The sequence below is a fragment of the Tychonema sp. LEGE 07196 genome, assembly GCF_963890365.1.
Classification (GTDB): Bacteria; Cyanobacteriota; Cyanobacteriia; order Cyanobacteriales; family Microcoleaceae; genus Microcoleus.
On record NZ_CAWPRX010000179.1, the window covers coordinates 1 to 15449 of the forward strand.

The window sequence follows — 15449 nt, forward strand, 5'->3', positions numbered from 1 at the left end:
TTTGAATTTGGTACGCGGGGACTCCGCGAAACCTGGCATTAGTGCCTAAACGCCCAAAAGATATCCTCACGCTCGATTGAGCAAACGTGGGGAGTTTGGGAACCCTAGAAATAGGGATATTGAAGTAGAAATTATTCAAGAATCCTCGTGCCTTCAGGCCGAGTGAGTGTCAAATTAATCTTAGTTTCAAACAACAATGCAGCCCCAGAGGCTGTCGATTGAAACCCGACTAAAATAGAAAATATCCCACCCATCCCCGTAGCACAAATGCTAAACAAAATTTGGCAATTCCTCAAACAACTAATTCAGCGCCTATTGGGTACCACACCCCCACCAAAACCCCAAAATACGCCCATCCGCCCCACCCTCACCGACGCGGAATACGAATCGAAATTTATGGAAATTCTGGAAGGGGTAAATGCTGGCTGGAGTCGAGGGGATGTCGCGGGATTTTTAATCGCAAAACGGCTTAAAGATGGTGAATTGGCTGGTTGGTTGCGACGGTTTGGAACTCGATTGTTTGAGGAGGAGACGCACGCACCATCCACCGCCTCTGCGGATGCGGTGGCTTCGCTGCAGGAATTGGCGTACAGGCTGGGTTTGTTTGGTAGAATGGGTAGCGGGGAATTGTCGCAGGTGGCGGGGGATATTGGGCGGGAGATTTTGACGCGATTTCCGCTACCGGTGGTTGAGGATGATGTTGGATATGGGAATGTGATTGAGGCGGTGTTTGTTGGGAATGGTTTAGGTTTTTCTGGGGATGGGAATCGCAGCGGCGCGTCAGGTGTGCCCGGATGAATTGAAAGGCCAAACTTGCCTGTATCTAGCATTTTGGTCGAGTTGGGCGATCGGCATGATATTCTTAGCAATTAAGCACCGCTTCCGTCGGTAATTTTCACGCACTCAAATAGGACTAAACAAAACTGAAGTCCTCACTACAAACTGAAATAGTAATGATACAAGTAATCGGCATCGACTTAGGCGGCACCGCAATTAAACTCGGCAGATTTAGCGAAGATGGTGTTTGTCACCAATCTTTAACAGTTCCCACTCCTCAACCCGCCACTCCAGAAGCCGTCTTAGCTGCCATCACCGATGCTATTTTACAACTAAATCCTGCCGAAAATGCTGTAAGTGCGATCGGTATCGGCACACCAGGCCCAGCAGACGCCGCCGGCAGAATAGCCAGAGTCGCAATTAACCTCAAAAATTGGCATAACGTCCCCCTAGCTGACTGGTTGGAAGCCAAAACCGGACTCCGCACAATATTAGCAAATGACGCGAACTGTGCCGGATTGGGAGAAGCTTGGTTAGGTGCAGGAAAGCACTTTAAAAACCTCATATTGCTAACATTAGGAACTGGAGTAGGCGGTGCAGTTATCCTCGATGGCAAACTATTTACAGGTCATCTAGGCGCGGCTGGAGAGTTAGGATTAATTGCCATCAATCCCGACGGCCCGGAGTGCAACAGCGGCAATCGCGGTTCTTTAGAACAATACGTTTCCGTACAAGCAATTCGCCGCGACACTGGTTTGGAACCCCTAGAATTAGCAAATTTAGCTAAGTCGGGAGATACCAAAGCTTTAGAATATTGGCAAAATTACGGGCGCTATCTCGGTATCGGTTTAGCAAGTCTGATTTATGTTTTAACACCGGAAGCTATTATTATTGGCGGTGGAATTAGTGCGGGTGCAGAGTTTTTCTTGCCTGCGGTTAGAGCCGAAATTGAGCGGCGGGTGCTACCTAGTTCTCGCGAAGATTTGCAGTTATTGCTTGCTAAATTGGGCAATCAAGCAGGTATGGCAGGCGCAGCAAAATTAGCTTGGCAGCTAGCTTTAATGACTAATAACTGATTGACTAATATCAATTTCTATTGTACTCATACATGATGTTGACTGTTAACTGTTAACTGTTGACTGTTATTGGTTATTGGTTATTGGTTATTGGTTATTGGTTATTGGTTATTGGTTATTTGTTATTTGTTATTCCAATGAAGAGAGGATTTGATATAACAACGAACAACTAACAACTAACAACTAACAACGGACAACGGACAACTAACAACTAACAACTAACAACTAACAACTAACAACTAACAACTAACAACTTCTTCATGGCAGAGACTGCCCCGTCGTATTTTTGATGTATTCCTGAATTTTTTGATAATCGTCTGAGTTGCCTTCGCGCATGAGGATAATATTAGTCGCGCTGTCAGGCAGAAAAAAGCTGATTAGCCGACCGTTTTGTTCGCAAACAAAAGAGCTAATTCGACTCAAATCGATCGCAAATTCCTTGCGGTCAAAATGAATTTTTATCCACGAACCCCTAGAATTGCGATCGATGGTTTTTTTGAGGTAATCGAGAACTTGCTTGTAAGCCTCATGATTGCCTTGGGGATGCAGGATAATCGGCTGACTGCTATTAGGCAGCCAAAATGTGATGCGCTTGTTATCCAGTTCGCTCGAAAAAGCACTAATAGTGTCAAGATCAATTATGTATGTATTTTTTTCATAAATAAACTTGCTCCAGTAAGCCACACAACCCTCCTCAAACCTGCGTTTCCTGGTATTTTATGATAGTTTGACAATTCATACCATTTTAGATTTTAGATTTTAGACTGCGGCTAACGCTCAGTCGATCGATTTTAGATTGAGAATGACTGATGATTGTGGGGATTGGCATCTTACCTGCAGTTGTATTGTGTTTTGAGATTGGTATCACTATTGAAATCACAGCTAAAAAATTCAGTAGAAATATCAGTATTTTTGCTTTTTACCTTTTACGTTTTCCCTTATACCTTGGGGTACTAGCCCCCCAAACCCTATGTTAGGGCAGAGGTGAGGTTTTTGGGTCGTTGAGAATGCTGCCCGATATCATGTCCGGTAGATGAGACCCCTCTTAAATTCTATTGTTGGGTTGGATGGGTGAGAGTGCGATCGATTATCTGTCCTATGTGAATATTTGTCTGCACTCACCCGTCCCTACAGACATTTAATATATCAAAACTAATCGATCGCACAGGATAGGAGATTAACTTGCGGCAACTTTCCCCGCTACCAAGTCCCGAGGCTCAGTTTCTAAAACATCCTGATTTCCTTGGGTGCTAGCCGCCTGGATAAACCCTTGAAACAAGGGGTGGGGGGCGCTAGGTCTAGATTGGAATTCAGGGTGAAATTGACAGGCGATGAAAAAGGGATGGTTGGGTAATTCGATCATTTCTACCAATCGGCCGTCGGGAGAGGTTCCCGATAGCACATAACCTGATTCTAAGAACAGATTGCGGTAGGAGTTGTTGAATTCGTATCGGTGGCGGTGCCGCTCGTAAATCACTTCTTTTTGATAAAGTTTGAAAGCGAGGGTGTCTGGGTTGACGCGACACGGATACAAACCCAGTCGCATTGTACCGCCCAAATCGACTACATCTTGCTGTTCTGGCAATAAATTAATTACCGGATTTGCCGTAGTTGGGTCAAATTCAGCACTGTTGGCATCCTTCAGTTGGGCGGTGTTGCGCGCCCATTCAATCACAGCACACTGCATCCCCAAACACAATCCTAAAAAAGGTATTTTGTGCTGTTTAGCATATTCGATCGCCGCTATTTTGCCATCGACTCCCCGAATCCCAAAACCTCCGGGTACAACAATGCCGTTGATATCTTTGAGATAATTATCGAGATTTCCCGATTCTAAATCTTCTGAGTTAATCCAGTGCAAATTTACGTCGCAGCCGATCGCAATTGCCGCGTGCCGCAAAGCTTCAACCACCGAAAGATAAGCATCGTTCAAGCGCACGTATTTGCCAACCAAAGCAATCTCAATCTTGTGGCTGGGACTGTAAAGCCGCTTGACCAAGGTTTGCCACTGAGTCAAATCGGGTTGCCGCTGTTCGAGTTGCAGCAAATTGATGGTTTGTTCTGCCAAACCTTCTTCTTCCATCATTAGAGGCACTTCGTAGATACTTTTGGCATCTTGAGCCGTGATGACGCATTCTTCGAGTACGTTGCAGAATTCCGACAATTTTTGTTTGAGGCCCAAAGGTAAAGGCCGATCGCACCGACAGACTAGAATATCTGGTTGAATGCCGATCGACCGCAACTCCTTAACCGAGTGCTGAGTCGGTTTAGTTTTCATCTCCCCAGCCGAAGGAATCCAAGGTATCAGCGTTACGTGCATATACAAGACATTTTGCCGCCCGACATCCTTGCGAAACTGGCGAATCGCCTCCAAAAACGGCAAAGACTCAATATCTCCCACCGTGCCCCCGATTTCCGTAATCACCACATCCGGGTTAGTATTTTTTGCGACTCGGCGAATGCGGTCTTTAATCTCGTTAGTGATGTGGGGAATCACCTGCACCGTGCTCCCCTGATACTCGCCGCGCCGTTCCTTATTAATCACAGCTTGATAAATCGAACCCGTGGTGACGCTGTTGAGGCGAGACATGGAGGTATCGGTAAAACGCTCGTAATGCCCCAAATCCAGGTCGGTTTCCGCACCGTCTTCGGTGACAAAGACTTCTCCGTGCTGAAACGGGCTGAGAGTACCGGGGTCAACGTTAATATAAGGGTCTAGCTTCAAAATCGAGACCGAGTAGTTTCGGGACTTCAATAAGCGGCCGAGGGAAGAAGCGACAATTCCCTTCCCGATACTGGAAACCACGCCGCCGGTCACAAACACAAATTTGCTCATAGGATTTTCAACTTTAGATGTTTCTCAGTTAAGGTAACACTCAACTCTAAGAGCTAAAATCAAAAATTGTCCAGCAGGGCTAGAGCATTTTTCCTGTACGGGTGGGGAGGCGATGGGTTGCAGATTGGCTCGATCGGGCGTTTTGCAAGGGTTTTGAGAGCGATCGCCCAAATTAACAACCTGTGCGCGAACATTTGTAGGGCGATCGCCCCACCACTCAAACAAAAAATGCTTTTTACAAAGTCCAGATGCAGGCGATCGATCCAGAAACCGCAGATATCGGGCAGATGCAACACCGAACTCTATAATCCAAAACACAGATTCCTCCCTTATTGCTGCTTTTTTCTTCCCAATTACCAGACTGGTTGACTTTCTATTAAAAGCGTGGCTGCAATGGTGTCTACCGGCTTTGAGAAAAAATATCCCTGTCCGTATTCGCATTTGAGCGATCTGAGCAAATTAAGCTGTTCGATAGTTTCAATTCCTTCAGCAATTACATCCATGCCTAAATGACTGGCTAAAATTAAAATAGTCTGTACAATAGCTTCATTGCCTTCGTCTTCAGTCATGCGGCTGACAAAAGCTCGATCGATCTTTAAAGCGTCAGTTGGAAAAGTGTGCAGGCGGCTCAAAGAAGAATAGCCTGTGCCGAAATCGTCAATATATAATTGAACTTCTAAATTTTTCAATTGCGCGAGGGTAGCGGCTGCTGATTCGGCATTGTCCATGATTACGCCTTCAGTAATTTCTAATTTTAAGCTGCGGGGGTCTAGTTGAGTTTCTTGTAAAATTTCGCTGATGCGATCGATTAAATCCGGCTGTTTGAATTGTTCGTTAGAAAGGTTGACGCTGACAGTCAAGGGCGGATTTATGGGAAATCTTTGGTGCCACTGGTGGATCTGACGGCAAGCCGATCGCATCATCCACCAACCAATCGGTACAATCAATCTGGTTTCTTCTGCGACTAAAATAAATTCGCCGGGAGATACTAAACCCCGCAAGGGGTGATACCACCGCAGCAGCGCTTCAAAACCGCAGATTTTACCGCTGGTTAGAGAGACGATGGGCTGGTAGTAAAGCCGAAATTCCTGGGAGTCGAGAGCTCGCCGCAAATCGTTTTCTAGTTGCAAAAGAGCGACGGCGCGAGTGTGCATACTTAAGTCAAAAACTTCGTGGCGAGCTTTCCCCAATCCCTTAGCGTGATACATAGCTGCATCTGCATCTCGCAGCAATTCTTCGGGTCGATCGTACAACATTTGGAACGGGACATTAGCACCGGGAGATTCGGAAGACAAGCAAGACAAGGCAGTTGCCCGATCGATATTTTCGCCATTTCCAGAGTCCGATAGTTCGCTGCTTTGCGTTGGCTGCGGAGGTAAACCAGAAGAAACAATGCCAATGCTAGCACTGCTAAAAACTTGATATTCGTTGAGATAAAAAGGCTCTGCTAGTTCCGCTTGCACTCGTTCGGCAATTTGGATTGCATCTTCTGTATTGTTGATATTTTCTAACAAAATAGCGAATTCGTCGCCGCCGAGACGGGCAACGGTATCTCCAAGGCGCAAACAGGTTTCCAGGCGCTGCGCGATCGCGACTAGCAAGCGATCGCCCACTAAATGCCCCAAACTGTCGTTGACAACCTTAAAGCGGTCGAGGTCGATAAACAGCACCGCAAACACAACTTCGGGACGGCGTTTTGAAAGCTCGATCGCGTGTCTCAAGCGATCCATAAATAAAGCTCGGTTGGGCAAACCCGTTAGCGTATCGTGCAAAGCATCGTGTACTAACTTCTCCTCTGCTATTTTGCGGAGGGTGATATCTTCGACAGTACCTTCGTAGTAAAGCAAATTGTCGCCAGCGTCGCGAACAGCCCGGCCGTTCTCGGAAACCCAGATGGTAGTGCCGTCAGCGCGGTAAACTTGGGACTCGAACTCTGACACACAACCGTGTTTTTCGATCGCGCGCAAAAATTCGACGCGGCGGTTGGGATCGAGGTAGAGTTGGCGATCGATATTGTGTATGTTTGCGATCAGTTCCGGGGCTGACTCGTAGCCGTAAATTCTGGCCAAAGCAGGGTTAGCGCTGAGGTAGCGCCCATTGGGCGTTGTCTGAAAAATTCCCTCGATCGCGTTTTCAAAGATGCTGCGGTATTTTTCCTCGGCTTGTTGCAGCGCTTCTTCCGCTTGTTTGCGATCGCTGATATCCGTCAGCGTCCCGAGATAGCCGAGAACTTCCCCGCTGTTGGCAATTTCCGGGACTGCTTGCCAAAATATCCAGGTTGTGCGATCGCCGTTGCAAAAGCGGTACTCTAATTTACAAGGCAACTTGTTTTTAACAGCGCCATACCATTGGCTCAAAACGCTCTCGCGGTCTTCTGGGTGCAAACTTTGAGTCCAACCTTCGCCGAGTGCTTGTGAGACTGTCAGTCCCGCCATCTCCAAAAATCGCTCGTTGACGTAAAAACAATCTCCAGCCGCGTCGGCGCGGAAAATCCCGACCGGCAGGATTTTTGCCAAGGTGTAATAGCGGTATTCGCTTTCTAACAGGGCTCTGTCAGCTATTTTAGTCTCGGTGATGTCGAACATCGCGCCTTGAAGGATGACGGATTTGCTGGCTTGATCTCGAACTGCGATCGCTCGATCGCGGAACCAGACGACTCGACCGTTGCGGGCGATCGCCCGGTATTCTGAAACCAGCGGCGCGTCGCCAAAGATATCTTCCCCCTCGCTAAATTTCTGTGTGGCGTTTTCTACCAACACGCGATCGCGGTCTTCTGGGTGAACGAGTTTCAGCCACAAATCAGGGTCTGCCCTCCATTCAGCTACAGAATAACCCAGAAAAGTCTCGATTTGCGGGCTGATGTAAAGTTTAGCAGCGCTGCGGTTGAGGGGAGAAATGTAGGTGACAGCCGGTATTTGTTCTACGAGGGCGCAGTATTTGGCTTCTACGGTGCACAGTGCTGCTTCTAGGCGCTGCCGCTCTAATTCGGCGGCGGCGCGTCCGGCAAATATGCTGAGAATTAGTTGAAATTTAGTGAGTTCTGCTTCTAGCAAAGGTCGATCGTCAAAAATACAAATAATCCCTAAAGGTTCGCCGTAAGAGTTTTTGAGCAGGGCTCCGACGAAACTGCGCGAACCTGTAACTACCGCTCTGCGGTCTTGTGGGAATGCTTCCACCAGGCCGTCTGGACAGGAGTACATTGCCTGCTCGAACACTAGGGTTTCGGGAGTGTTGGCGGTGTCGCACTCAAAATTTGGCTGTAGCTGTCCGTCGCTCCAAAAACTGAGCACTTGCAATCGATCGGGAATTGCATCGCTGCGTTCGATCGACTTAATCGACTTGGCCGCCACGGCGCAGCGAACTCCGAGTGCACAGGCCAAGTGGCGAACTAAAGTATCAAAGAATTCCGATCCTCCCGGCGCATCAGTACCTGCTAGAATGTGGCCGAGCAAGTCTCGATCTAATTCCGGGGAATCGCTGACAGCGGCTTGGTTGCTGGCCTGGGGGCGAGATGTATTTTGGGCCATCTCTCCATCCACATTCTGACTTAGGGTTTTGCTGGTGCAAGGCCCGACAACAGGTGAAGAGTTTACTGTTGGGCGCTGTTGCTGGGGGAATAATAGAGCGCGGACAATACCTAAAATTTTACGCAAGAATCTGTCAGCGACGGGGAACAGATTTGAGTTGGGGAAAAGCAAAAAGTTTTTCGGAATTTTCAATTTTGCAGATAAATCCCCGTTTAATTCTGGCGGCTGTGGTTGCTCTGCAGGCTGCAGATTGGGAGGCCTTCGCTGCAATTTGAGATAAATCGCTCCGGCAAAAGCTAAAGTCGCCGATAATCCTAGAAGGTATACAAGAATCTCAAAGTAAAAAAATAAATCTCGATCGAACATTGATTAATACCGCTCGACAATTATAGTAGTTATCTGAAGCCAATCTATTTATTAAAAATAACTAAGTATTGTCACCAATGGGTAACGCAGACAAGGTAGGATCGCAGTGAAGGCAACAATGCAAGTTAATAACCCTGATGAAAGCGATCGTTTTTGAAACGCCCGGAAGCGCGTCCGTACTGAGACTGCAAGATATCCCCGCCCCTACTATACAAACAGAAAGTGAAGTTTTAGTGCGGTTGCGGGCGGCGGGAGTCAATCCGATAGATACTAAGTTGCGATCGCGCGGCACTTTTTATCCAGAAAAAACTCCTCACGTTTTGGGGTGTGACGGTGCTGGAATCGTAGAAGCTGTCGGTGCTGCGGTGCAAAGTTTCCAAGTGGGAGACGAGGTTTTTTTCTGCAATGGCGGTTTGGGCGGGTTGATGGGTACCTATGCTGAGTTTGCCGTTGTAGACGAACGTTTCCTCGCCATCAAGCCTGCTGCTTTAAGTTTTGTTGAGGCGGCGGCGGCACCGTTAGTTTTAATTACAGCATGGGAATCGCTGTACGATCGCGGGCGGTTGCAAGCTGGCCAAAAAGTATTGATCCAAGCTGGTGCCGGCGGTGTCGGCCACGTCGCGATACAGTTGGCTTCGTTGCAAGGTGCTGAGGTTTGTACTACTGTTGGTTCCCAAGCCAAAGCCGAATTCGTACGGCAGTTGGGTGCAGATTTAGTTATTTTATACAAAAATACTGATGTTGTCGATGAGGTTTTGACTTGGACTAAAGGACGAGGAGTTGACTTGGCTTTCGATACTGTCGGGGGAGAAACTTTTTACCTAACTGTTCCGGCTGTGAAGATTTATGGAGATTTGGTAACAATCTTGGAACCAGATCCGGCTTTGGGGAATTTGAAAACAGCGAGGATGCGAAATCTGCGAATTAGTCTGGAATTAATGTTAACTCCGATGCTGCAAGGTTTGGCGGAGGAACAGCAACAGCAGGCTCATATTTTGCAGCAGTGCGCTGGTTTGTGCGATCGTAATTTGCTCAAAATTCATGTCAGCAAAACTTTCCCGCTAGCACAAGCTGGTGCTGCTCACGAACTGTTAGAAACAGGCTCGGTAACAGGTAAAATAGTTCTTGAAATTCCCGGTCATTGAGATTTCGGCCGCAGGAAATTGGCGGCGGCACAAACTTGCAGCCGACTACGGGAGCGGGTTGAAAGCATTGTGAATTTAACCTACATTCCGTCATTCAGATTGAACCTGAAATAAGGTTTAAAACAAGAATGCAGTTCGCTTGCTCGTGGTTGAAACTCTCAGAAAATCAGTCATATCATGTCCGCAATACGAACCGTCTGTTTGTGTTATTAATCGATCGGACATGATGTCATATAAAATCCTCTCTTCATCGGGATAACAAACAACAGTTAACAAATAACAAATAACAGTTAACAAATAACAAATAACAGTTAACAATTAACAGAATCTAAAACCTCAAATTTCCCATTTAAAATCGCGTAACTTACCGTCTCTACCCAAAGCTTCATCGGCCAATTCCACCATCCAGCGATTCGGCCGCGCTTGGGGTCTGGCCGCGAGCACCAAGGCCCAAGCTTCTGGTTCTTTACCTCGGCCCAACAGCGCAGCACAAACAGTCAAAGCTGTGGCTGTTGAAAGGCTGATGCCACTTTGACAGCAGACGAGCAAATTGCCGGGGTTCGCCGACATTTTGAGGGCAAAGTCAATAATTTGGAGGACGTCATCGAGTGTAGCTAAAACCAGATCGGGGTCGTCAATGGGGGTTTCGAGGTCGTTTAACGATCGCCGCAGTCGGTTCGGGATTTTGTGAAAACTTTTGGGTTGGGGTAGGCCCGGAGTGCCGATCGAGATTAAGTATTTGAGTTGCCGTCCCGCAGCGCGATCGATAATGTATTCAGTGGCTTCTGCTTCCGAAGCTATCAAAATTTTCGGCAGTTTTTCACCCAATAAATCTGCAGAAGTTGAGGATTTAGAATCAACAGTGTTTACCTCAACGCTAACATCCGGTAAGTATTGGGCCGCCAGGGCGCGAACGTCAGCAACTTCGCGGTTTAAAGCTGATTCCAGAGCCAAAATTGCAGCACCCGATCCAATTTGACCCAAGGATTTAACAGCTTTTTGACGGACTCCAGGGGTTTCGTCCCCCAGCAGATGCACCAAACCTGCGACGGACTCCTCTGTAGCAATTTGCCCCAAAGCAGCAGCAACTCTCCACCGGACATAGGATTCGCTGTCGCCTCGCGCGATCGCCAGTCCCGCAGCCACCATTTTTTGCAAGTTAGCATCTGAGCCTGTATTGATGTTCCCCAGGGCCACCGCCGCCCTGCCGCGCACGAAAATATCTCGATCCCAGAGCGATCGCATTACTGCCACCGCAGCCACCTCGCTGCTGATTTCCCCCAAGGCAGAAACTGCACTGCCGCGCACGTCTGAGTCGTTATGGTTGAGGGCGGCAAGCAGCCCCGCCACAGCCGTTTCCGTGCCGATTTGTCCCAAGGCCTCGGCAGCCCTCAAAGAAACGGCGTAGTAGTCGGGATCGTGCAGCAATTCTACTAAGTGGGGTACTGCGTCGGGGTCGCCGATTTTCCCCAAAGCCGCCGCAGCCCGGGCGCGCACTATTTGATTGGTGTCTCGGAGGGCGGCAAGCAGCCCGGGAAGCATCTCAGAGCCCCCAATTTTCCCGCAGTTGACCGCCGCCCGCCAGCGCACTTCGGGGTCTTGGTGTTTGAGGGTGGTAAGCAGTGCTCTGACGGCTGTTTTCGGCTTCATTTGGCCCAAGGCCCAAGCAGCCTTGGCGCGCACTGCTGAGGTTTTGTGGTTGAGGGCTTCTAGCAGTGCTGTGACTGCTGGTTTCGAGTCAATTTCTCCTAGGGCCCAAGCGGCCCAAGCTTGCACTTGGGAATCTTCGGATTCGAGCGATCGGGCTAATTCAATTACTGCAGCTTCCGAGCCAATTTTGCCGATCGCCCGAATGCTGTGAAGGCGCACGGCACTTTGTTTGTGGTTCAATGCTTTGACTAGGATCGGAATTGCCCAGTCGGAACCAGTTAGTGCTAGCAGTTGAATTTTTAGCAGTGGCGAAGTTGGGATTTTTTCGATTAATTTTATTGCTGTTTTTTGAAATTCTGGTTTGAGAGTACCTGCTAGCTTCGAGCCTAGTTTTAAGTTTACTTTTAAAGCTAATTTGATGGCGCGCAAAGCCATACTTTCCTGTTCTACTTGTGGCAATATTGTCGCCAAGGCGTGCATCCCTTGTCTTTCTTTCAAATATTTTTGTTTAAATTGAGCATCGCTGAGCTCTGGTAGCTGTTGGATGAGGGTTGCTGCTGAGTTCATTGATTTATCCTCATATTTTGGCGATCGCTTGAGATTGCTCTTTTAAACTCACCGAAGCGTCCATTTTAGATTTTAGATTTTAGATTTTAGAATTGCTCCACAGATTAATCGGGAAGCTTAAACTCTGGTTGATTTTTTTTAGTTAGACACTGACTCTCGCATCAGCGACTTGTACCTGTTTTTGGGCGGGCTCATAAAAAAAAATTAGCTGCACCTACAAAACTCAAATTCTCATAAAACTTGTACTACTTTTAAAATATGTCGAATTCGACTATTTTTGGCAATTCCTCAATAATTAATTATCTAAGTTGTTTTGGCGATCGGCAAGAAAGTTAGTAGTGTTTGTTACTTGGCATCGCCGCGCTCTTGACTAGGCGAACTGCGCTATATAATTTTAGAGCAAGTTAGGTTCAAAGAGCGATCGGCTCCGTTGAACGCAGCGAACCGGAAACAGCCCAATTCCCGGACAGTATCTTACCCGTAGGGCCCGTTTTTCAAAACCTCAGCCAAAGCGTTACCGTTATCTCGCAAACCTTCGTAAAAAAACAGCACTTCTCCTTGAATGCCGCGGGCGCGGTTGTAAGCAATTACTTGCAACAATAGCTCAGGATTCATGCTATACTTACTACCTCGATTCGCTAACAAAATACCGGGGGATACGCAGTGCAGTTGTTCGCCGCTAAGCTGTTGGTCAACGAGTCGATCGACCAATTGTTTGTAAGCCTTAAAATCCCGGCGGTAAAACTGGGGATGAAGCATATCAACCAACTTTTTGTCAACCCAAGTTTGAGAATCTTGCAAATATTCCACCAGTCCCCATTCATAGGGACTAGGCGAAAGCGACAGCAACAAATCAGGATTAATAGCCTTCAATTCTCGGTGCAAGCGAGCCACAAACTCAGTAATAATATCGGCGCGCCAGTGCAGCCAATGTTGCTCTCTCGGATTCTGTGGCGCTTCTCTCCCGCACTCTTGCAGGTAGCGTTTAACCGTTTTTTCGTCATAACCGCCTTCGGAAGGAAGCGCAATGCGATCGTCTCCTTGAACCCCATTTACCGGATAATTCCTAGCAACTTCCAGCATCAACCCCAGCAAAAAATCTTGAACTTCCCCATCAAGAGAATTCATCCATTCAAACTTATTTTTTTTAAGTAAATTGCCGCTGCAATCGCGAGCCGCCCACTCAGGTTTTTTCGCCAGCAAATGACCGCCATTGAGATTGTAAGAACTCACAAATCCGTATTCAAACCAAGGAATAACTTTTAAACCAACTCTATTCGCCTCAACAATTAATTCTGCCAGAGGGTCGCGCCCTTGATAGCGCGCATCTATTTCTATCCCAAATTGTTCGCGCATAATTTGAGAAGGATAAGCAGTAAAACCCCGGTTCCAAACAACAGGAAAAACTGTATTAAATCCCGTATCTGCCAGAAAGTCCATTGCTTCAGCAATCCGCTGTTTTGAGGTGAGAACTTTGCAGTCGGTGCTGGGTATCCAAACGCCGCGAATTCCCGTGTGATGGGGCGTAAATGTTCTGGGAATCGTTATTTCATTTTTCGCGTCAACTAAAACCGCAAACTGCTGTTTAAATAAAGATTTGAAACTGTGAATTGCTGACTGGAATCGCTCTAAAAATGGCATTTAATCTAGGGATTTACAAGATTTTGCACGATTTTTTATAACTCGCATTAGGTGTCAATATTAGCAACGGGCTCGCGTGCCCGTTCCACAATTAATAAAATTTCTTGTGGGCTGTTAGCAACGGGCTCGCGTGCCCGTTCCACAAACAATAAAATTTCTTGTGGGGCGGGCACGCTAGCCCGCCCCTGAAATTTTACTGACCAGCCCTGAAATTGTGCTATGCAGCTACTCCAGACAACTTCTGGCTCAAAGCTGCTTTCAAAAGCTCGGCCTTGTCAGTTTGCTCCCAAGGCAACTCTAAATCAGTGCGCCCGAAGTGACCGTAAGCCGCCACATCTTGATAGAAACGGCCGCCTCTTTCTGCCGGCAAATTCTGCAAGTTAAATGCGTGAATTATCCCTGCAGGACGCAGTTCAAAATGCTGCTTCACAACTTCCAAAAGCCGATCGTCATCAACTTTCCCCGTCCCAAAAGTTTCGATCATCATGCTGACAGGCCGCGCCACGCCAATCGCATAACTCAACTGCACTTCACACTTTTCGGCCAAACCGGCCGCCACGATATTTTTAGCAACGTAGCGACAAGCATAAGCCGCGCTGCGGTCTACCTTCGTGGGGTCTTTTCCAGAAAAAGCGCCGCCGCCGTGGCGAGAATAGCCGCCGTAGGTATCCACAATAATTTTGCGGCCCGTCAAACCCGAATCTCCTTGAGGCCCGCCGACTACAAATTTGCCGGTAGGGTTGACAAGGAAGCGAGTTTCTGAATCCGGCTTGACGCTAATATCGGCAAACACTGGTTGGACGACAGCAGTCCAAAGGTCTTCTTTAATCTTGGCTTGAACCGCGGCTGTTTCTGTGATATCGCCGATCGCCTCAGTGTGCTGCGTAGAAATTAAGATCGTATCGATACCAACAGGTTTTCCGTCTTCGTAAATTACCGTAACTTGGCTTTTGCCATCGGGACGCAGATAAGATAACTGACCTGTTTTGCGGACTGTGGCCAATTGACGGCAGATCCGGTGCGCTAAGCTGATCGGCAGAGGCATCAATTCCGGCGTTTCGTTGCAAGCAAAACCAAACATCAAACCTTGGTCGCCCGCGCCGATAGCATCCAATTCCTCTTCGCTAGCTTCTTCCCGGCTTTCCTGAGCCGTATTGACACCTTGGGCAATATCGGGAGACTGAGAGTCTAGAGCCACCAACACCGAGCAGCTATTGGCAGAAAAGCCGTTGTCAGCGTGGATGTAACCAATATCGGCTATTTTTTTCCGCGCTAATTCTATGTAATTTACCTGCGCTTTTGTGGTAATTTCGCCCGTGAGCAGCATCAAACCCGTGTTGACGACAACTTCGGCGGCGACGCGGCTTTTAGGGTCTTCGGTCAGCAAGGCATCTAGGATTGTATCTGAAATTTGATCGCAGATTTTATCGGGATGGCCTTCGGTAACAGATTCAGAGGTGAACAGGTAGCGACGTGACAATGATTATTTCTCCTTTGATGGGGGCGAATCCTGCACGACATCGGCGACAGACGACTGACTTTTCAGGTAGAGGCCAGGAATCATCGCCTCTGGGTCGCCGTCTAAGGTGTGTCGGTCTGCTCTGCAGTGTTGAAGCAGGGTTGGAAATTAGGTAAAGTGACACTACTATAGCAAAGTCATAGGATTTTAGACTTTAGATTTTAGATTTTAGCTGGGGAAGGACTGCTGAGAGCGAGGTTGGGAGCTTTACCTACAGTTTAATTACTTTTGGAAACTAATATCAGTTTGGATAAGTCCTAAAAACTTAAGTCTTGTCGGATTCTCAATAAATCTTTGACCCAGGCAAAAAAAACTGCCGCCGACACGACTGATGGTCGATTCCAA

The 15449-nt window shown here is 47.7% G+C and carries 10 protein-coding genes; 3 read left to right on the forward strand and 7 right to left on the reverse strand.

Annotated elements, in window-relative coordinates; all coding sequences use genetic code 11:
• The first annotated feature begins 267 nt into the window (after positions 1-267).
• Positions 268-798, forward strand: a complete 531-nt coding sequence (locus AACV78_RS21200) for a hypothetical protein (protein ID WP_194009203.1) — start codon at positions 268-270, stop codon at positions 796-798.
• Between the two features lie 155 nt (positions 799-953).
• Complete coding sequence (locus tag AACV78_RS21205; protein ID WP_194009204.1) at positions 954-1853, forward strand: ROK family protein; 900 nt, start codon at positions 954-956, stop codon at positions 1851-1853.
• A gap of 258 nt (positions 1854-2111) precedes the next feature.
• Here the strand turns inward: AACV78_RS21205 and AACV78_RS21210 are convergent, their stop codons facing one another.
• The 4 genes from AACV78_RS21210 to AACV78_RS21225 form a co-directional block, all read right to left on the reverse strand.
• Positions 2112-2537: a hypothetical protein gene (locus tag AACV78_RS21210; RefSeq protein WP_194009205.1), complete on the reverse strand. Its 426-nt coding sequence runs from the start codon at positions 2535-2537 to the stop codon at positions 2112-2114.
• 493 nt (positions 2538-3030) lie between these two features.
• Positions 3031-4689: a CTP synthase gene (locus AACV78_RS21215; RefSeq protein ID WP_194009206.1), complete on the reverse strand. Its 1659-nt coding sequence runs from the start codon at positions 4687-4689 to the stop codon at positions 3031-3033.
• Positions 4690-4713: 24 nt separating this feature from the next.
• Complete coding sequence (locus tag AACV78_RS21220) at positions 4714-5007, reverse strand: hypothetical protein (protein WP_194009207.1); 294 nt, start codon at positions 5005-5007, stop codon at positions 4714-4716.
• Positions 5008-5042: 35 nt separating this feature from the next.
• Positions 5043-8582: a sensor domain-containing protein gene (locus tag AACV78_RS21225; protein ID WP_194009208.1), complete on the reverse strand. Its 3540-nt coding sequence runs from the start codon at positions 8580-8582 to the stop codon at positions 5043-5045.
• A 137-nt stretch (positions 8583-8719) separates the two neighbouring features.
• On the opposite strand from AACV78_RS21225, the gene AACV78_RS21230 reads away from it, so the two are divergent.
• Positions 8720-9727: a zinc-dependent alcohol dehydrogenase family protein gene (locus tag AACV78_RS21230; protein WP_194009209.1), complete on the forward strand. Its 1008-nt coding sequence runs from the start codon at positions 8720-8722 to the stop codon at positions 9725-9727.
• 336 nt (positions 9728-10063) lie between these two features.
• Here the strand turns inward: AACV78_RS21230 and AACV78_RS21235 are convergent, their stop codons facing one another.
• From AACV78_RS21235 to metK, 3 genes are all read right to left on the reverse strand, one after another.
• A complete protein-coding gene (locus AACV78_RS21235; protein WP_194009210.1) occupies positions 10064-11944 on the reverse strand; it encodes a HEAT repeat domain-containing protein in 1881 nt (626 codons plus the stop codon).
• A 474-nt stretch (positions 11945-12418) separates the two neighbouring features.
• Positions 12419-13585 (reverse strand): glycoside hydrolase family 10-like protein, encoded by a 1167-nt coding sequence (locus tag AACV78_RS21240; protein WP_194009211.1) that lies wholly within the window; start codon positions 13583-13585, stop codon positions 12419-12421.
• Between the two features lie 217 nt (positions 13586-13802).
• Positions 13803-15065, reverse strand: a complete 1263-nt coding sequence (gene metK, locus AACV78_RS21245) for a methionine adenosyltransferase (protein WP_194009212.1) — start codon at positions 15063-15065, stop codon at positions 13803-13805.
• Positions 15066-15449 lie beyond the last annotated feature (384 nt).